The organism is Pseudonocardia sp. 73-21 (assembly GCF_001899645.1).
In the GTDB taxonomy this organism is placed as follows: Bacteria; Actinomycetota; Actinomycetes; order Mycobacteriales; family Pseudonocardiaceae; genus Pseudonocardia.
The window spans coordinates 1-18016 of record NZ_MKVV01000002.1; the positions used below are offsets into that span (position 1 = coordinate 1).

Consider the following 18016-nt stretch of genomic DNA (forward strand, 5'->3'; position numbering starts at 1 on the left):
GCGGAGTTCGGAACGTATTCATCAAGATCACCTCAGATCAGAGGGATGTTGCGACCGTTCCTTGAATCCGCCGTCCCGTCGAGGGCGCTCCGGTGCGGATCACCGCGATCATGGGCTACACCGGGCTCCCCCGGTCAGCCGCTCCCCACCAGCTCCGCCGGAGGGCGGGCCGTCCGGCTCGGCCCCGTGGGTGCGCTCGCCGTCGGCGATACCGCCACCACGGGACGCCGAGCGACCGACCGGGCCCGCTCCTACGATCGGCCCGTGCTGACCGTCGATCACGACACCGGCCGTGCCGCGCTGCTCGGCGAGCTGGAGCGGTTCGTGCGGGTCGTCGGGGCCGCGGGCGACAGCGACCTGCTGGCCGCGAGCCGGTGCCACGGCTGGACCGTCCTCGACGTCGTGGTGCACGTGCGCGTGGGGTTGCAGGAGATGCTCGGCGGGGTCGTGGCCACCACCGACCGACGGCCGGACCGGGACGCGGCCACCTACTGGACGGCGTTCCCACCCGGCGACGCCGACGCCGTGGACGGGATCCTCTGGACCCGCCGCACCGCATCGGCCTACCGACGGCCGAGCGGCGCCATGGAGCACCTGCGGATGGTGGCCGACGCGGTGCGCGCCGCCGTCACCCGCATGCCCGACGGCGCGGTGTCCTTCCAGGGCCACGTCCTGACCAGCGGCGACCTCCTCACCACCTGGGCCGTCGAGCTCGCGGTGCACCATCTCGACCTCGGCCGGGACCTGGACGTGGCCCCGCCCACCGCGGCGTCGCTGCGCCTGGCCCGCGCCACGGTGGAGGCCCTGGCCGGGGCCCCGCTGCCCGCCGCCTGGAGCGACCTGATGTGCGTGCTCGTCGGCACCGGCCGGGCGGCCCTCAACGCCGAGGCTCGCGCCGCGGCGGGCCCGGCCGCCGGGATGTTGCCCGTGCTGGGCTGAGCCCCGTCAGGAGACGCCGAGCAACCGCCCCGCCGTCTCGGGATCGCGGCGGAACTGCGGGGTCGGCACGCGGTGCACCAGCGCCCCCTTCTCCATCACGGCGATCTCGTCCGCGCACGCGAACGCCAGGTGCAGGTCCTGCTCCACGAGCAGCACCGCCACCCCCTCCGCGCGCATCGTCGTGATCACCGCGCCGATCTGCTCGACGATCGCCGGCGCCAGCCCGTCCGACGGCTCGTCGAGCAGCACGAGGCGCGGATTGGTGAGCAGAGCCCGGGCCACGGCGAGCATCTGCTGCTCCCCACCGGAGAGCTGCCCGGCGTACTGGCGGCGGCGTTCGCGCAGCCGGGGCAGGAGGTCGAGGATCCCGTCGACGGTCCAGGTGCCCGTCCGCCGGCCCGCGGCCAGCGTCAGGTGCTCCCCGACCGTCAGCGTCGCCCACACCCGGCGCCCCTGCGGCACGAGCGCCACCCCGGCCCGCGCGATCTGGTCCGGGCGCTTCCCCGCGAGCTCGACGCCGCCGACGGTGACCGAGCCGGACGTCGGGCTGACCAGGCCGGCCAGCGTGAGGACCAGCGTCGACTTGCCCGCACCGTTGCGGCCGAGCAGCCCGAGGGTGGCGCCGCTGTCGAGGTCGAGATCGACGGCGTTGAGGACGGTGGACCGGTCGTAGCCGGAGACGAGACCGCGGACCTGCAGGAACGTCATGCCCACAGCTCCTCGCGCCGACTCGACCCCAGGTAGGCCTCCCGCACGGCGTCGCTGGCCCGGACCTGCGCGGGCGGGCCGGACAGCAGCACCCGGCCCAGGTGCAGCACGGTCACGGCGTCGGCGAGGGCGAACACGAGGTCGAGGTCGTGCTCGACGAACAGCACCGTGATCTCCGACGGCAGCCCGCCCAGCAGCTCCACCAGCCGTGCGCGCTCGGCGGGCGACAGGCCGGCGGCCGGCTCGTCGAGCAGCAGCAGCGACGGTCGGCAGGCCAGGGCCAGCGCCACCTCCAGCTGCTTGCGCTCCCCGTGCGACAGCGACGGCACGGGCACTTCGCGGCGGCGGATCAGCCCCACGTCGGCGAGCAGCTTCCCGGCCCGCTCGCCCACGACCGGCTGCTTCCGCGGCAGGAAGGCGATCCGCCCCTTCTCGTGGCGCTGCACCGCGAGCTCGACGGTCTCCAGCGCGGTCATCGACGCGAAGAGGCTGGAGTGCTGCAGCGTCTGGCTCATCCCGAGCCGGCAGCGCTTCACCTCCGACAGCGTGGTGACGTCCTGCCCGGCGAGCTCGACGTGGCCGGTGTCGGGCCGCATCGTGCCCGTGACCAGCTTGAACAGCGTGGACTTGCCGGCGCCGTTGGGCCCGATGAGGGCGTGTCGGGCGCCGGGCTCGACCACCAGGTCCACCTCGGAGACGGCCTTGAGCGCCCCGAACGAGCGGCTCAGGGCGCGGCAGCGCAGGACGCTCATGCGTTCTCCCTCCGGCGACGCGGTCGGAGCCCGGCCGCGCCGCGCGGCAGCAGGTAGACGACCAGCACGAACACGACGCCCAGCACGAGCGTGCCGTGGCCGTCGAGGCTCGGGCCCAGGGCGTCGCGGATGACGATCACCAGCGCGGCGCCGAGGCACGCGCCCCACAGCGACCCCGCTCCCCCGATCACCACGGCGAGCAGCGCGAACGACGAGGTCAGGAAGCCCAGGTCGGCCGGAGTGACCAGGCGCTGCTGGGCCACCAGCAACGACCCCGCGATCCCCGCGACGCCGCCCGCCACCACGAACACCACGTACTTGTAGAGCGACGTCGGGTAGCCCAGGGCACGCATGCGGGGCTCGTTGTCCCGGATGCCGCGCAGCGCCGCGCCCCACGGCGAGCGCACGAGCACCGCCACCAGCGCGAACCCGAGCGCGCCGACGGCCAGCACGTACCAGTAGGTGTAGCCGACGTTCGCCAGCGGCGTGCCCGCCAGCCGCACCAACGGCACGCCGGTGAGGCCGTTCGCACCCCCGGTGACCGACTCCCAGGAGTCGGCCACCTGCTGCAGCGTCTCGCCGATGGCGAGGGTCAGCATCAGGAAGAACACGCCGGCACTGCGGACGGTGACCCAGCCCGTCAGCGCCGCGGCCAGCGCCCCGACGGCCGCCCCGACCAGCAGCGGTACCGGCGCCTCCGCCGTCACGTTGATCGAGACCCAGCCGGCCGCGTACGCCCCGGCGCCGAGGTAGCCGGCGTGGCCCAGCGACGGCAGCCCCGTGACGCCGACGAGCAGGTCGAGGCTCACGGCGAACAGCGCGAACACGAGCACCCGCGTCAGCGTGGTGGTGGCGAACGGGGCCAGGAACAGCGGCGCGGCGGCGAGCACCACCAGTACGACGACGGAGATCAGCGCCCCGCGGCCGCAGGTGAGGCGCGGCGGTCGGGCCGCGGTGCCGCCGGGCACGGCGGGCGACGCGACGGCGGTCACCGGGCCACCGCCGTGCCGAACAACCCCTGCGGCCGCACCACCAGCACCACGGCCAGCGCGGCGAACAGGATGAACGACGCGAGGTCGGGCAGCAGCACCCGGCCCAGCGTGTCGACCTGCCCGATGATCAACGCCCCGACGAGCGCTCCCCGCACGGACCCCAGCCCGCCGATCACGACGACGACCAGCGCGAGGATGAGGATCGTGGAGTCGAGCCCCGGCCGGGCCCCGTAGACGGGCCCGCCGAGCACCCCCGCCGTCGTCGCGAGCAGCGAGCCGACGGCGAACACCCCGGCCTTGACCAGCCGGTTGTCCACCCCCAGCGCGGCGACCATCTCGCGGTCGGCCACGGTGGCGCGCACCAGCGCTCCCACCCGCGTGCGGTCGACCACCAGGTGGACCACCAGCGCGAGCACCGCCCCGAACCCGATGAGCACGAGCCGGTAGGCCGGGTAGGTGGCCCCGAACACCGCCACCGAGCCGTCGAGGCCCGGCGGCGCGGGCACGGCGAGGGGGTCGTCGCCGAAAACGATGATCAGCAGCTCCGCCACCACGAGCGCCACACCGAGGGTCAGCAGCGCCTGGTCGAGGTGCGAGCGCCTCCGCAGCGGTTCCGTCATGAGCGACAGCACCCCGCCCGCGGCGAGCCCGGCCACGGCCGCGATCCCGAGCGCGCCGAGGAAGCCGCCCCACCCGTCGCCCGCGAACTGCGCGCCGAGGTAGGCGCCGCCGAGGAACAGCGCGCCGTGGGCCAGGTTGAGGACGTCCATCATCCCGAAGACGAGCGAGAGCCCGACGGCGAGGATGAACAGCAGGAACCCGATGGCGAACCCGTTGAGGATGCTGACGAGCACTAGTGTCTCCTGCCCGGCCAGACCTGCGGTCCCGTTGCGAGACGGCTGCCCGGCTGCGTGCTACTCGTCAACGTGGCTGACTCTGCTGCCCGAGGTCCTGCACCACCGCGTTGACGAGGGTGCCGTTCACGTTCTCCACCTTCCGCAGGTACATCGTCTGCCTGGGCGTCTGACCGTCGAACGTCCAGGAGCCGCGCGGGCTGTCGTCGACCGCGCCGACGCCGCCCAGCGCCGCCGCCAGCGCGTCACCATCGAGCGCCGTGGCCGTCTTCAGCGCGCGGTTGAGGACGTTCGCGGCGTCCGCCGTCTGCACCGAGAAGGTGCTCGGCGAGGCCTGGTACTTCGCCTGGTAGGCCGCGACGAAGGCCTTGTTGGCCGGGTTGTCGAGCTGGTCGGTGTAGTGCAGCGTGGTCTGGACGCCCAGCGCGGCGTCGGCCTGCTGCTTGAGCACGCTGCCCTCGGTGAGGAAGCCCGAGCCGTACAGGGGGATCGTCCCGGCGAGCCCGAACTGCTGGTACTGCTTGACGAACGTGATGGCCTCGGAGCCGGAGAAGAAGCAGAACGTGGCCTTGGCGCCCGACTGCTGGATCTGGGTGAGGAACGGCTGGTAGTCCGACGTCTTGCCGAACGCCGGCTTCGCCGTGCCGACGACCTTGCCCCCACCGGCCTCGAAGGCCTTCGTGAAACCGGCGATCACCTCGGCGCCCGCGGCGTAGTCGGGGGCGATCGCGAACACGCCGTCCTTGAAGCCCGACTGCGCGAGGTGGGCCCCCATTGCGGCCGACACCTGGGCGTTGGTGAACGAGGTGCGCCAGATGTAGGGCGTGCGGGCCTTGCCGGTGAGGGCGCCCGCGCCGGCGTTCGTGACGATGAGGAGCTTCTTCGACTCCTTGAGGGTGTCGGCCACCCCGAGCGCCGTCGCGGAGTTGACGATGCCGACCACCACGTCGACGCCGTCGCTCTGCAGCACCTTCTGCACGGCGGGCACGCCGGTCTGCGGGGTCTCCCCCTCGTCGGCGACGACGGTGGTGACCGTGTAGTCACCGAACTTCCCGCCGTTCTGCTCCAGCCACAGGTCCCAGCCGCGCTGCATGTCGGTGCCCAGCGCGGCGTAGACGCCGGACTGCGGCACGACGAGGCCGACCTTGATCGCCTTGGCGCCGCCGGAGGTACCGCCGGAGCCGCCTCCGACGCTGCTGCCGCAGGCGGCCAGGACGGGAACGGCCCCGAAGAGGGCCAGCAACCGTCGCCTCGTGATGGTGGGGTGTTCGGTCATCTCGGGTCACTCCTTCGGGGCCTGATGATCGACGGATGGTTCTCGACACAACACCCGGGTGTCAACGATTCGGATGAACGGGACGGGGCACCGGTACGCGATCGTGACTACGCTGCACTACGTGGATGTCCTCGACTCGTACACCGGTCACACCGATCCCGGCGGTGCCGCTGCCCGCCGCGACCTCGACGCCCTCAGCATCACGAAGGTGTCCGTCGGACCGATGGACAACAACGCCTACCTGCTGGTCTGCCGGGCCACCAACGAGGCGCTGCTGATCGACGCGGCCAACGAGGCGGAACGCCTCGCCGACCTCGTCGGCTCCGGCGACTCCCGCCCCGAGCTGCGCCACCTCGTCACCACCCACCAGCACTGGGACCACTGGCAGGCCCTCGGCGCGGTGGCCGGCATGTTCCAGACCCGCCAGATCGCCCACCCCCTCGACGCCCCCGAGCTGCCCATCCCCATGGACGAGCTGGTGGAGCAGGGCGACACGGTGAGGTTCGGCGAGATCGAGCTCGAGGTGATCCACCTGCGCGGCCACACCCCCGGCTCCATCGCGCTGGTCTACCGCGACGACGAGCGCCCCCACATCTTCACCGGCGACTCGCTGTTCCCCGGCGGCCCCGGCAAGACCGACGGTGCCGCCAACTTCGAGCAGCTGATGGGCGACCTGGAGGAACGCGTGTTCGGCGAGCTCCTCGACGTCACCTGGGTCTACCCCGGCCACGGCGACGACACCACGCTCGGCAAGGAGCGCGCGAGCATCCCGGAGTGGAAGGCCCGCGGCTTCTAGCAGGTCCGGCCGCGGCGGGGTGAGCCCTCGGCCGTTCCCTCCGGCACCTCGGGCACCGGGTCGTCGTGGAACCACGCGTCGAGCACCTCGAGCGGCGGCCGGCCCTCCGCCGCGGCGAGGGCGTCGAAGGCCTCCGCGAGGTCGACGGCCAGCTCCTCGGCGAGGTCGCGCAGCGCCTCCGGGCCGTGCTCGCGCTCCAGCCACGCCGTCACGTCGCGCAGGGCGACGGACCCCTCGCACGAGTCCGGCGGAGCCGTGAGCAGCGCACGGACGGCGTCGTGCGCGGCCTGCCGGATGGTGCGCGCGTGGGGATCGACGGCCGCCATGGACGCGCAGCATGCCGGATCACCCGGAAGGGTGACCACCGGGCCTCCCTTCCGTTACAGTACAGCTCCGTACTCACGGTGGTACAAGTGATTACCGGGAGCCGAGCATGTCGAGTCCGTACCTCACCGGCCACCACGCCCCCAACCGTTTCGAGGCGGACGCGCCCGATCTGGTCGTCCGCGGGGAACCGCCCGCCGATCTGGCCGGCGTCTTCCACCGCAACGGCGCCGAGCCCCTGTACCCACCGGTCGACGAGCCGTACCACTGGTTCGACGGCGACGGGATGGTCTACGCGTTCTTCCTCGAGAACGGGAAGGTGTCGATGCGCAACCGCTGGGTGCGCACCGAGAAGCTGAAGCGGGAACTCGCGGCCGGGCGCAGCTTGTTCGGCGTGTTCGGCAACCCGGCCACCACCGATCCGTCCGCGGCCGGCACCCGCTCCAACACCGCGAACACCAACATCGTCCTGCGCGGCGGCAGGCTGCTCGCACTGATGGAGGGCGCTCCCCCGGTGGAGCTCGACCCCGCAGCCTCGACACGATCGGCGAGGAGCACTTCGGCGGCGTCGCCACCACCACGTTCTCGGCGCACCCGAAGGTCGACCACGCCACCGGCGAGATGGTCAACATCGGCAACATGATCCACGGCCCGGGCGGCCCCGCCCCGATGGTGGCGTGGGTGCCCGACCGGCCCAGCAAGCTCGGCGTGATGCCGCGCGAGGGCACCGCCGCCGACGTCCGGTGGTTCGAGATGGAGCCGCGCCACATGTTCCACGAGTTCAACATGCGGGAGGACGGCGACACGATCGTCGCCGACGTGGCCACGGCCGCGGGCACCGCGCTGTTCCCCGACGTGAACGGCCGCGTCCCGACCCACGCCGAGACGGCGCCGAGCCTGCGCGGGCGACATCGCGGCCGGGCCGGTGGCCACCGTGGTGATCCCGTTCCGGGTGCCGAGCGGCTTCCACTGCAACTACTACTCTGCCGACAGCGCGCTCTACCGCGAGACGCTCGACTGAGAAGGGGGCAGCGTGGAGGCCGTCAGCGTCGCCCTGCAGGCACGGCACGACGCCGAGGTGGCCCGCGAGACGGAGATCCTCGGCACGGCGCTCGCCCTGCTCGCCGAGCACGGCTACGCGGCCATGAGCATGGACGCGCTGGCGAAACGGGCGCGGGTCAGCAAGTCGACGATCTACGGGCGCTGGACGGGCAAGCGGCCGCTGGTGGTCGATGCGCTGCGGCTGGCCGGCCGGGCCGGGATCACGGTCGCCGACACCGGCTCGCTGCGCGGCGACCTGCTGGCGCTGGGTCGCGGCTTCGACATGTCCCACCCCCGAACGGGCGGGCTGCTGCTCGCGCTCGCGCACGCCGCCCAGACCGACTCCGACCTCGCCGGCGCGGTGGCGGAGAACCTCGTCGCCCCGTTCACGGCGGCGATCCTGGAGATCGTCGACCGGGCGGTGGCGCGGGACGAGATCGCCCCGGCCGCCCGGGACCTCCCCTACCTGGCGTCCCTGCTGCCGTCGCTGGTGATCGCCCGCAGGCTGCTCGCACCCGACGACCCGGTGGACGTCGACGCCGTGGTCGACGCGATCCTGCTGCCCCTGCTCACCGCGACACCTGTGCGGTCAGCGTCCTCGGGGCGAGGGCGCAGTAGCTCGCGGTGAGCAGCTCGCGACGGCGGCCCGGTGTGGATGACCGCGCGACCCGCTACCGGGGCAGCGCCGCCAGCACCCGGTCCCGCCGGGCCAGCAGCGCGGCCGGGTCGGGCAGCCCGACGAGGTCGGCCACCAGGTCGGGGAACCACGCCCCGTCGTCGCGGAGGATCATCCGGCAGCGGGCGGCCGTCGCGACGATCCAGAACACCGCCTCGCGGTGGTCGCCCCGCCCGACCAGCTCGCGGTTGCCGTCGATAGCGACGGGCCGCGCGGCCGGGGTGATGTCGGCGGAGAAGAACGGCGGGTGGGCCACCGCTGCGGCCCGGTCGAACACGGCGGCGAGCTCCTCGAGACGGCGGGCGACCACGGCCCGCCGCCGGGTCGAGCCCCCCGAGCCGCTCCCGGATCGTCGCGAGGACGGCCTCGACGCGGGCCCCGCGCTGCTCCGCGGACACCGGCTCGACCTCGCGCCGCAGCCGGGCGAGGTGCCCGGTGGGGTCGGCCAGGACGTGGTCGCCGTGGAAGCTCGGCGCGAGGTAGTAGGGCAGACCGGCGGCCGTGGCGACCTGCGCCCACGCCACGGACGTCACCTCCACGAGGACGCCGCGGTAGGCGATCTTGCCCGGCTTGCCCGGCACCGCACCGGTCACGACCACCACCACGTCCACATCGGACATCTCCGGCGGCGGCGCGTCGGGCGGGAGCGCGGTGGTCGAGCCGGTCAGGAACGCACCGAGGTGCTCCGCCGCGTTCTCGGCCACTCAGCGCGCCGCCACCGCGCGGGCCTCCCGCACCAGCACCGTGACCTCCCGATTCCCAGCACGCGTTCACTGCATGATCGTGCATATAGTGGGGTTTCCCGACCGGTCGCAGCGAGGCCATCTGGTCGTCAGGCACGGCACCAGGAGTGGGATTGCACGTTCTACGCGTCGTCGCCCGTACGGCGGTGGCCCTCGTCTCGGCCGCGACGCTCGTGGCCACGGGGGTCGGGTGGTCGTTGCAGCGGCAGGTCACCGCGGCGATCGTCACCAGCAACGCCGTGGCCCCCGCCGTGCCCGTGCAGCCCGGGCAGGCGTTCACCGCGCTGCTCGTCGGCCTCGACGCCCGCACGGACGCGAGCGGCAACCCGCTCCCGACCGCCACGCTCGACGCCCTGCACGTGGGACCGGACGACGGCCAGCTGCACACCGACACCATGATCCTGCTGCACGTGCCCGCCGACCCGGGCGCACCCGCCGTCGCGATCTCGATCCCCCGCGACTCCTACGTGCCCATCGCCGGCGACCGCGGCACCCACAAGATCAATTCCGCGTACGGCCGGGCCTTCGACGACCAGCAGAAGACGCTCACCGCGCAGGGCGTCACCGGGGCGGCCCTGGACCAGCAGAGCCGCGAGGCCGGCCGCGCCGCCACCATCGCCACCGTCGAGGCGCTCACCGGCGTGCAGATCGACCACTACGCGGAGATCAACTTCGCGGGCTTCGTCGATCTGACCGCGACGCTCGGCGGGGTGCCGGTCTGCCTGAACCAGGCCGTCAGCGACTCCTACTCGGGCATCGACCTGCCCGCCGGACCCCAGACCGTGAACGGCACCACGGCGCTCGCCTTCGTCCGTCAGCGGCACGGCCTCGACGGCGGCGACCTCGACCGCGTCGCGCGCCAGCAGGCGTTCATCGCGGGCCTGACCACGCGGCTGCGCTCCACCGGCGCGCTGACCGACCCGGCGAAGCTCGCGCAGCTCGTCGACGTCGCGTCGCGCTACGTCGTGATCGACAGCGGGTGGGACCTCGACCAGGCCGTCGCCCAGATGGCCCGGCTGGCGGGCGACAACCTGACCTTCTACACGATCCCCACCGGCCGCCCGGATCTGCGCACCCCCTACGACGGCGTGGCCGTCCAGATCGACAAGGCCGCCGTGCAGGAGTTCGTGGGCGGCCTGGTGTCCGGGGTGGTACCCACCGCGCCTCCCGTCCAGATCGAGCCGGCCGGGAACCCCGCCCCCACGTCGGCCGCGGCGCCGACCACCACGGCCGCGCCGACCACCGCGCCCCGCGTGATCAGCGCGGACGGGGTGCCCTGCGTCAACTGATCAGCCGATGCCGACGAGGTCCACCACGAACACGAGCGTGGATTTGCCGGGGACCACGGGCGGGCTGCCCTGCTCGCCGTAGCCCAGCGCCGGCGGGATCACCATCACGCGCCGGCCGCCGGGCTGCATGCCCTCGATGCCCAGTGCGAAGCCGGGCACGACCTGGTTGAGCGGGAAGCTGACCGGGGTGTCGCCCTGCTTCCACGACGCGTCGAACGGCGTGCCGTCGTAGAGCGTGCCCGAGTAGCGGACACTCACGGTGTCGGACGCCTTCGCGGCCGGGCCCTTGCCGACCACCACGTCCTGGGTGAGCAGCTGGGTGGGCGGCTGACCCGTGCCGGCCAGGCCCGAGGACTGGGCCTTCAGGTCCGTCGGAGTCCCGCTCAGGGCCGGGATGCCGGCGACCTTGGCGCCCGGCTCGGCCGGCGTCGGGGCCACGGTGGGCGCGGCCTCGGTGGCGGGGGCCCCGGTGGCGGGGGCCGTGGTCGCCGCGGCGGTCGGCTGCGGGGCCACGGTGTCCGTTCCGGCCACCGTGCTCGTACCGGACCCGCATCCGGCGAGCGTCATCGATGCGACAACGGCGGCCGCGAGCAGGGTGCGCTTCATACGGCCATCCGATCACGGTCCCCCCGAGCCGAGCCGGAGGGGGTGCGGGCGGGCAGACTGGGCGACCGTGACCGACAGCTTCCCCCGCCGCCAGGCCCGCACCCGACGCTTCACCCTCGGCGCGCCCCGCGGGTTCACCGTCTCCCCCGACGGCGACCGCGTCGCCTTCCTGCGCAGCCGCGGCGGCACCGACCCCGTCACGTGCCTGTGGACACTGGACCTGGCGACGGGTGAGGAGCGGCTGGTCGCGGACCCGCACACCCTGGACGCGTCCACCGAGGACCTCCCGCCCGAGGAGAAGGCGCGCCGCGAGCGCAGCCGGGAGCAGGCGGGCGGCGTCGTCGGCTACGCCACCGACCGGCCCGTCACGATGGCGGCGTTCGCGCTGTCCGGGCAGCTCTACGTCACGGAGTTCGCGGCCGGACTCACCCCGCGCCTGGTCGAGACGCCCGGCGGGGTGATCGACCCGCGGCCCGACCCGACCGGCCGGCTCGTCGCCTTCGTCAGCGGTGGCGCGCTGCACGTCCACGACGTCACCGCCCGCACCACCAGGGCCCTCGCCGAGCCGGACGGCCCACTGGTCACCTACGGCCTCGCCGACTTCGCCGCGGCCGAGGAGATGGAGCGGATGCGGGGGTACTGGTGGTCCCCCGACGGGGACGCACTGCTCGTCGCACGCGTCGACGAGTCGCCGGTGCAGCAGTGGCACATCGCCGACCCGGCGAACCCCGCCACGGTCCCGACCGCCGTGCGCTACCCCGCCGCCGGCACCCCCAACGCGCGCGTGACCGCCGAGATCATCACGCTCGACGGCACCACGACGCCCGTGAGCTGGGACGACGAGTACCTCGTCGACGTCGTCTGGGACGGCCACGGGCTCGTGGTGGTCACCGAACCCCGCGACCAGACGGCGCTGCGCGTGCGGCAGGTGGACCCGACCACCGGCGCCACCACGCTCGCCGACGAGCGCACCGACCCGGTGTGGGTCGACATCGTGCCCGGGGTGCCGGCGCACACGGCGTCGGGTGCGCTGGTGACGGTGGCCGACGTCGACGACGCGCGCCGGCTCGTCGTCGACGGCGCGCCGGTCACGCCCGCCACGTTGCAGGTCCGCGACGTCGCGTGCGTCGACGGCGACGTCGTGCTGTTCCGCGCGAGCGAGGAGCCGGCGTCGGTCGGGCTGTGGACGTGGGGCCCGGACGGGCTCACCTCCCTGACCCCGCAGCCGGGTGTCCACAGTGGACTTATGGCCGGTGGCACCCTGCTCGTCTCGCGGGCCGACCTGGACACCGACGGCTCCGTCACCACCGTCCGCCGGGCGACCGACGCCGGCCCGGACGGCGCGGACGCGGTCGTGCCCGGCGAGCTCACCATCGCCTCGTTCGCCGACCTCCCCGGCCTCGAGCCGCGGGTCTCCCTGCTGACGACCGGTTCGCGGGGGCTGCCCACCGCCCTGCTGCTGCCGTCGTGGTACGAGCCGGGCACGACGCTCCCGGTGCTCATGGACCCCTACGGCGGCCCCCACGCCCAGCGCGTCGTCGCGGCGCGGGGGGCGCACCTGACCAGCCAGTGGTTCGCCGAGCAGGGCTTCGCCGTGGTGGTCGTCGACGGGCGGGGCACGCCCGGCAAGGGCCCGGCGTTCGAGCGGGCGGTGCACGGCGACCTCGCCACCCCCGTGCTCGACGACCAGGTCGACGCCCTGCAGGCCCTGGCCAGGGACCACCCGGATCTCGACCTCACCCGCGTCGGCATCCGCGGCTGGTCGTTCGGCGGGTACCTGGCGGCGCTCGCGGTGCTGCGCCGCCCGGACGTCTTCCACGCCGCGATCGCCGGCGCCCCCGTCACGGACTGGTCGCTCTACGACACCCACTACACCGAGCGCTACCTCGGGCTGCCCGACTCCGACGCCTACCGCCGCTCGTCGCTGATCGGGGACGCCGGGAAGCTCACCCGCCCCCTGCTGCTGGTGCACGGCCTGGCCGACGACAACGTGGTGGTCGCCCACACCCTGCGCCTGTCCTCGGCGCTGCTGGCCGCCGGGCGTCCGCACAGCGTGCTGCCGCTCTCCGGCGTCACGCACATGACGCCGCAGGAGGTGGTGGCGGAGAACCTCCTGCTGCTGCAGGTGCAGTTCCTGAAGGACGCGCTCGGGACGGACACCGCCGGCTAGAGGGTGCTGAAGAACTCCGGCCGTAGCGAGCGGCGTCCAGGTGGTGTCATCGCAAGGCTGCCCAACGCTGCGAGGGCGCCGCCTGGGCGTCGCGCAGTAGGCCCGAGTTCTTTCAGCGCGCTCCTAGTACGCGTCGTGCCAGTTCCACCACGCGTACGCCGGCGTCTGGACGACGCCCTCGGGTGAGTCCTCCCAGTCCTCCTGCCGCCCGAGAGGAGTGAGGTCGAGGTAGCTCCACGTGCTCCCGAGTGCCTCGTCGCCGCGGGCGTTGACGAAGTACGTGCGGAACACGCGGTCGCCATCGCGGAGGAAGACGTTGGTGCCGTGCCACTCGTCCACGCCGAAGTCGGCGTCGAAGTCGTCGGTGAGCGTGAACCAGGGCATCGTCCAGCCCATCCGGGCCTTCAGCCGGGCGATGTCGGGCTGGGGCGCGCGCGAGGCGTAGGCGAACGTGGTGTCGCGGGCGTGCAGGTGGACGACGTCGGCGACCTGGTCGGCCATCAGCGAGCATCCCGTGCAGGCGTGGTCGGGCCAGCCGTGCACCCCCGGCTCGAAGAACGCGCGGTAGACGACGAGCTGGCGACGCCCCTCGAACAGCTCCAGCAGGCTCACCCGGCCCGACGGCCCGTCGAACGCGTAGTCCTTCTCCACGAGCAGCCACGGCATCCGGCGGCGTTCCGCGGCCAGCGCGTCCCGGGCGCGGGTGTGCGCCTTCTCCCTGACCAGCAGCGCCGCGCGGGCGGCCTCCCACTCCTGGGCCGACACGACGTTCACGCGCCGACCCCCGACGCGAGGCGCGACCACTGCGCCGTCGGACGGCCGTCGGTACGGGCGATCAGCCCGTGCCTCGGCGCCATCGCCTCCAGGCCGCGTCCGGGCGGGCCGACCACCGCGGCGGCCGGGTCGATCTCCACCATCGGCAGGCGTCGCCGCGCAGCTGCGATCCCACCGCCGGCGCGGGTGTGGGCCTTCTCCCGCACCAGCAGTGCGTCCCGCTCGGCCGGCCAGGTGGCGCGGTCGTCGATCCTCGGTTCAGTCATCGTGTGCTCCCTTCTCGAGATGGGCCTGTAGTGCGTCGAGCGGGCCGTCCCAGTCACGGGCCAGAGCGGCCAGGAACTGCTGCGCCACCCGCATGGGGGCGGAGCGCAGCCGGTAGCGCACGCGGCGCCGCTCCCCCGGCTCCGCCGTGACGAGGCCGGCATCGGCCAGCAACGTCAGGTGTTTGGCGATGGCCTGCCGGGTGATCGGCAGGCGGCCGGCCAGGTCGGTGGCGGTGGCGGGTCCGCCCGCCGCCAGCGCGGCGAGCAGAGAGCGACGGCTCGGGTCGGCCAGCGCCACGAAGACCTGTTCGGCGATCTCCTCGGCCTCAGGCGGCATCGAGGTAGGCGACGAGCTCGCCCAGCTCACTCGCCCAGCCCTGGACGTTGCCGCCGAACGCCTTGTCGTGGGCGTCGTCGGGCAGCTGGGAGAAGCCGGACTCGACCACCGTGAGCCGCGTGCCCGCGGCAACCGGCTCGAGCGTGAACTCGACGTAGGTGCGGCGCGGGTCGTCCTCGGGCAGGCCGTAGACGTGCCAGGTGTAGCCGAACACCGTCGGCTCCTCCACGCGCTCGATACGCATGTCGGCGACGTCGCCGCTGCTCCAGCTCATCCGCGCCGTGCCGCCCGGGCGCAGGTCGATCGTGACCTCCTCTCCGAACCAGCTGCTCAAGCCGTCGGCCGTGGTGAGCGCGGTCCACACCGTGACCGGCGGGTGCGCGATCTCGACGACACGCTCGATGCGATCGGGGAATGCCATCTCTACCTCCGTAGCAACTGGGTGGTTGCGACCGTATGGCAACTTGTCGGTTGCGTCAACCAGTGCGTCACATGATCTTGCAGGCCTCCCGGTCGCCTCCGGCGTATTTCACCGGTAACGTCCGGACGGGAATGGAACGGCTCCGGTCAGAGGGGCAGGTGACGACGATCAAGGAATCACCACACAGAGTCACTATGGCGCGATGCCCGTGACGAAACGGTGGTTATGTGAGCCCTGCGGCTTCATCTACGATCCGCAGGAAGGTGACCCGGACAGCGGGATCGAGCCGGGAACACCGTTCGAGAACATCCCCGACGACTGGATGTGCCCCATCTGCGGGGCCGGCAAGTCGGACTTCCGCGAACTGGCACCGGGAGAGGATTTTCCGGAGAACTGAGGACGCCGAGTCATGATCACTGGATACGCCCATTTTGTACAACTCGCCGATTCGTTGCAGTGGGACGAGACCGCCATCGACTACTCGGCCGACCGCGAGGCCTGGCCGGTCCTCACGGACGCCGAGCGGGACAAGGTCCTCGGGCTGGTCGCGGGCTTCTGCATCGCCGAGACGTCGGTGGCCGGACAGCTGGGTTCCTACCAGGCGGCCGCGTCGCGTGACGACGCAATGGACGCCTGCTTCCGTTCCCAGGCCCGCGACGAGGCGCGCCACGCCCGCTTCTTCGACCTGGTTGCGGCCGAGGTCGCCCGCGTCCCGGGGGTCGACCCTGCGGCACGGCGGAACGTCCTGCGGGCCCACGTCAGCGCCGAACTCGTCGACCTGTTCGAGCACCGCCTGCCGGCCACCTCCCGGCGTCTCGCCGACGATCACGGAGGTCTGACGGCCGCGGTCGGGCTCTACCACATGGTGATCGAGGGCGTCGTCCTCCTGGCGGGGCAGCACGCCATGCTCGACACGCTCGAGCAGCTGTCCGTCGGCCTGCCGGGCGTTCGCAAGGGGGTGGAGCTGGTGCTGCGGGACGAGCGCTGGCACATCGGGTTCGGTTCGCGCGTGGTCCAGAGCGCGGCCATCGGCCACGACGAAGCGGAGGCGCTGCTCGAGCAGGGGGAGACGGCGGCGAAGGTATGGGGGGACCTCATCTCCACCGCTGCGATCGAGACCGCCGTGCGGCAGCACAAGCGCCGACTCAAGGCCGCCGGCATCAGGTTCTGGTGACCTCCTGACGTCGAGTTACGCGTCGGCGGAGGGCGGACCGGCCTCAGCTCGCCCGACCGATCCCGATCTCGTCCTGCCACACCGAGGCCTTGGTGCGGTGCCCCGGCGCGACGACGACGTCCCGCTCGTCGAGCAACTGCTCGAACGCCGTGGCGGTCTGCAGCACGTCCTGCGGCCAGCAGCGGGTGGACAGCTCCAACAGCTCCCGACCGCTCGGATACCGGTACAGCTCGAGATCTGCCCGACGCAGTCCCAGCCGCTGGGCATTGACCTTGACCCGGTGCACCACCAGAGGTCCGTGGACCCTCAGCTCCCGCAGTTGCGCGTCGTCCACGGCTTCGTTCCCACCGCAGCACGCCCACGAACGCTGGGTCGCGGAGAGCAACTCCTGCGACGCGGCTGAGCCGGCGATCACCTCGGCCGCGGCCGCCGAGCCGACCTCGCACCGATCCTCGATGTCCTGCCACAACGCCCCGGGCACGATGTCCAACTCCACCCGCACGTTTCGCGGGATGATCCGCTCACGGGCGATGCCGCTACGTCGGGCCGACACCGCGAGGTCGTAGCGACCACGGGCCCGACGTCGCAGGCGGATCTCCACCCCGGCCCGGACCAGGTCCAGATCCACGGTGTCCAACAGGTACATCCTCCGCACGCTCCACGTGGGCGCGCATCGTCCCGTCAGAGCTTCGGCCGCCGCTTCGGCCGGGGGCACGAGCAGCGTCTTCAGTTCGACGCTGTTGGCGTGCACACCATTGGTACCGAGCCACGCGAGCGCTTCGGGCGATCCGAACCTGCGCATTTCATATCGACCTCCGACCGGGCAGACCGCCGGCCGATGTCGGCAGCGTCGCCCCAATGCACTATAGGCACACACCCGAAGGCCGCGACAGATCACAACCCGGGCCCGGCGGCGGTACACCGCCGTTCGGGCGTTGTCCGAGGGAATCATGGACATCGAGTCGATCTCCTCCCTTGCAGATCTCGGAAGCGCTACGTACTGTCGAACACGGCTCAGCACACACCGTTCCGCGGTCGGCAGGTCTGTCACCACCGTGAACCGTGTGTCCTGCCGCCCAGTGGTCGACACCATCGACAGATGGTCGAGCGACCCGTGGCGGCACCGTGCGTCGGGCTGCGACGGCGCGCGGCCTGGAGGAGCACATGGGTGTGCCCGAGAACGCGTCCCTGGGATGCCGTGGCCCCGTGGTGGCCCGCGCACCTGAGCGCCGGGTCTCCGACCGTCCGCCCCTTCCTCCGATGGCGCCCGGCCCGGGCTCACCGACGACGCCGCCCGCGCGGGCCGGCGCACCGTCGACGACGGAACCGAGGGGAAGGAGGTCCTGGTGGTGGTGATGATGCCGCCCCGGGCAGGACGGACGTTCGCGACGAGGAGGTAGTACTGATGACGACTTTTTCAGGTGAACCATCAGCCGAGTTGGCCGACGGGCTGGCCCGACAGAACAGCACCGGGCTGGGCCGGCTGCTCGGGACCGGGGGCGTCGGGCACGCCGACGAGGGCCCCGACGGCACGATGACCGCCACGATCCGGATTCCCGAGGACGAGCTCTGCTGGGAACCGGCCACTCTCATCCTGCCCCACGGCGGGAACCTCGAGCTCACGCTCATCAACGATGACAAGAACACCCACTGCGCGGTGCTCCCCAACAACGGTGATCCCAAGATCATCTGGTTGGTGAACCACGCCAAGGGAACGGCGTCGCTCGAGCTGGCCGGTCCCGGCACCTACTACTACAGCTCCACCACCGGCAACGACGAGGGCCGCGGCCTGGTCGGGGCGATCGTCATCAGCGGGGAAGTCCCCGACGAGGCCAAGCTCGACCGCCCCCCGCAGCCGCGCCCGTAGACAGGAGCATG

At 72.7% G+C, this 18016-nt stretch carries 20 protein-coding genes and 2 pseudogenes; 9 read left to right on the plus strand and 13 right to left on the minus strand.

Annotation, left to right across the window (positions count from 1 at the left end; all coding sequences use genetic code 11):
* The first annotated feature begins 264 nt into the window (after positions 1-264).
* A complete protein-coding gene (locus tag BGP03_RS00300; RefSeq protein ID WP_298798645.1) occupies positions 265-939 on the plus strand; it encodes a maleylpyruvate isomerase N-terminal domain-containing protein in 675 nt (224 codons plus the stop codon).
* A gap of 6 nt (positions 940-945) precedes the next feature.
* Here the strand turns inward: BGP03_RS00300 and BGP03_RS00305 are convergent, their stop codons facing one another.
* The 5 genes from BGP03_RS00305 to BGP03_RS00325 all read right to left on the minus strand — a co-directional run bounded on the left by BGP03_RS00305 (position 946) and on the right by BGP03_RS00325 (position 5521).
* Complete coding sequence (locus tag BGP03_RS00305; protein ID WP_296376996.1) at positions 946-1647, minus strand: ABC transporter ATP-binding protein; 702 nt, start codon at positions 1645-1647, stop codon at positions 946-948.
* Complete coding sequence (locus tag BGP03_RS00310; protein WP_298798647.1) at positions 1644-2399, minus strand: ABC transporter ATP-binding protein; 756 nt, start codon at positions 2397-2399, stop codon at positions 1644-1646. Before BGP03_RS00310 ends, BGP03_RS00305 begins: the two co-directional genes overlap by 4 nt.
* Positions 2396-3391 (minus strand): branched-chain amino acid ABC transporter permease, encoded by a 996-nt coding sequence (locus BGP03_RS00315; protein ID WP_298798648.1) that lies wholly within the window; start codon positions 3389-3391, stop codon positions 2396-2398. Before BGP03_RS00315 ends, BGP03_RS00310 begins: the two co-directional genes overlap by 4 nt.
* On the minus strand, positions 3388-4245 hold the full coding sequence (locus BGP03_RS00320) for a branched-chain amino acid ABC transporter permease (protein WP_296376991.1): 858 nt from the start codon (positions 4243-4245) through the stop codon (positions 3388-3390). The genes BGP03_RS00315 and BGP03_RS00320 overlap by 4 nt, the downstream gene beginning before the upstream one ends.
* A 67-nt stretch (positions 4246-4312) precedes the next feature.
* Complete coding sequence (locus BGP03_RS00325; RefSeq protein ID WP_296376988.1) at positions 4313-5521, minus strand: ABC transporter substrate-binding protein; 1209 nt, start codon at positions 5519-5521, stop codon at positions 4313-4315.
* 121 nt (positions 5522-5642) lie between these two features.
* On the opposite strand from BGP03_RS00325, the gene BGP03_RS00330 reads away from it, so the two are divergent.
* Entirely contained in the window at positions 5643-6317 is a 675-nt protein-coding gene (locus BGP03_RS00330) for an MBL fold metallo-hydrolase (RefSeq protein ID WP_296376986.1), read from the plus strand.
* On the opposite strand, the gene BGP03_RS00335 is transcribed toward BGP03_RS00330, so the two are convergent.
* Positions 6314-6643: a hypothetical protein gene (locus BGP03_RS00335; protein ID WP_296376984.1), complete on the minus strand. Its 330-nt coding sequence runs from the start codon at positions 6641-6643 to the stop codon at positions 6314-6316. The genes BGP03_RS00330 and BGP03_RS00335 overlap by 4 nt on opposite strands.
* A 107-nt stretch (positions 6644-6750) precedes the next feature.
* Between BGP03_RS00335 and BGP03_RS00340 the strand changes: the two are divergent.
* Positions 6751-7478, plus strand: a pseudogene (locus tag BGP03_RS00340) (carotenoid oxygenase family protein); the annotation flags it as partial.
* Between the two features lie 196 nt (positions 7479-7674).
* Positions 7675-8310: a TetR/AcrR family transcriptional regulator gene (locus BGP03_RS00345; protein ID WP_296376981.1), complete on the plus strand. Its 636-nt coding sequence runs from the start codon at positions 7675-7677 to the stop codon at positions 8308-8310.
* A gap of 43 nt (positions 8311-8353) precedes the next feature.
* On the opposite strand, the gene BGP03_RS00350 is transcribed toward BGP03_RS00345, so the two are convergent.
* Positions 8354-8668 (minus strand): hypothetical protein, encoded by a 315-nt coding sequence (locus tag BGP03_RS00350; protein WP_296376978.1) that lies wholly within the window; start codon positions 8666-8668, stop codon positions 8354-8356.
* Positions 8669-9214: 546 nt separating this feature from the next.
* Between BGP03_RS00350 and BGP03_RS00355 the strand changes: the two genes are divergently transcribed.
* Positions 9215-10390 carry an LCP family protein gene (locus BGP03_RS00355; RefSeq protein WP_296376976.1) on the plus strand — a complete coding sequence of 392 codons (1176 nt, stop codon included), beginning with the start codon at positions 9215-9217 and terminating at the stop codon, positions 10388-10390.
* On the opposite strand, the gene BGP03_RS00360 is transcribed toward BGP03_RS00355, so the two are convergent.
* On the minus strand, positions 10391-10996 hold the full coding sequence (locus BGP03_RS00360; protein ID WP_298798649.1) for an FKBP-type peptidyl-prolyl cis-trans isomerase: 606 nt from the start codon (positions 10994-10996) through the stop codon (positions 10391-10393).
* Positions 10997-11063: 67 nt separating this feature from the next.
* Between BGP03_RS00360 and BGP03_RS00365 the strand changes: the two genes are divergently transcribed.
* Positions 11064-13166, plus strand: coding sequence for a prolyl oligopeptidase family serine peptidase (locus tag BGP03_RS00365; protein ID WP_298798650.1), 2103 nt, complete (start codon positions 11064-11066; stop codon positions 13164-13166).
* A 123-nt stretch (positions 13167-13289) separates the two neighbouring features.
* Here the strand turns inward: BGP03_RS00365 and BGP03_RS00370 are convergent, their stop codons facing one another.
* From BGP03_RS00370 to BGP03_RS00385, 4 genes and pseudogenes are all read right to left on the minus strand, one after another.
* Positions 13290-13940, minus strand: coding sequence for a DUF899 domain-containing protein (locus tag BGP03_RS00370; RefSeq protein ID WP_298798651.1), 651 nt, complete (start codon positions 13938-13940; stop codon positions 13290-13292).
* Positions 13941-14038: 98 nt separating this feature from the next.
* Positions 14039-14206, minus strand: a pseudogene (locus tag BGP03_RS00375) (DUF899 family protein); the annotation flags it as partial.
* Positions 14199-14543 carry a metalloregulator ArsR/SmtB family transcription factor gene (locus BGP03_RS00380; RefSeq protein WP_296376968.1) on the minus strand — a complete coding sequence of 115 codons (345 nt, stop codon included), beginning with the start codon at positions 14541-14543 and terminating at the stop codon, positions 14199-14201. The pseudogene BGP03_RS00375 and the gene BGP03_RS00380, both read right to left, overlap by 8 nt.
* On the minus strand, positions 14533-14964 hold the full coding sequence (locus BGP03_RS00385; protein ID WP_296376966.1) for an SRPBCC domain-containing protein: 432 nt from the start codon (positions 14962-14964) through the stop codon (positions 14533-14535). Before BGP03_RS00385 ends, BGP03_RS00380 begins: the two co-directional genes overlap by 11 nt.
* A 202-nt stretch (positions 14965-15166) precedes the next feature.
* Between BGP03_RS00385 and rd the strand changes: the two genes are divergently transcribed.
* The gene (gene rd / locus BGP03_RS00390; protein WP_296376964.1) at positions 15167-15361 is read left to right on the plus strand and encodes a rubredoxin; all 195 of its coding nucleotides are present in this window, start codon (positions 15167-15169) and stop codon (positions 15359-15361) included.
* Between the two features lie 12 nt (positions 15362-15373).
* Positions 15374-16138 carry a ribonucleotide-diphosphate reductase subunit beta gene (locus tag BGP03_RS00395; protein ID WP_298798652.1) on the plus strand — a complete coding sequence of 255 codons (765 nt, stop codon included), beginning with the start codon at positions 15374-15376 and terminating at the stop codon, positions 16136-16138.
* A gap of 43 nt (positions 16139-16181) precedes the next feature.
* Here BGP03_RS00395 and BGP03_RS00400 read toward each other — a convergent pair whose 3' ends face one another.
* Entirely contained in the window at positions 16182-16940 is a 759-nt protein-coding gene (locus BGP03_RS00400; protein ID WP_299734986.1) for a hypothetical protein, read from the minus strand.
* Positions 16941-17543: 603 nt separating this feature from the next.
* Between BGP03_RS00400 and BGP03_RS00405 the strand changes: the two genes are divergently transcribed.
* Entirely contained in the window at positions 17544-18005 is a 462-nt protein-coding gene (locus BGP03_RS00405; RefSeq protein WP_298798653.1) for an MSMEG_3727 family PQQ-associated protein, read from the plus strand.
* The last annotated feature ends 11 nt before the right edge of the window (positions 18006-18016 follow it).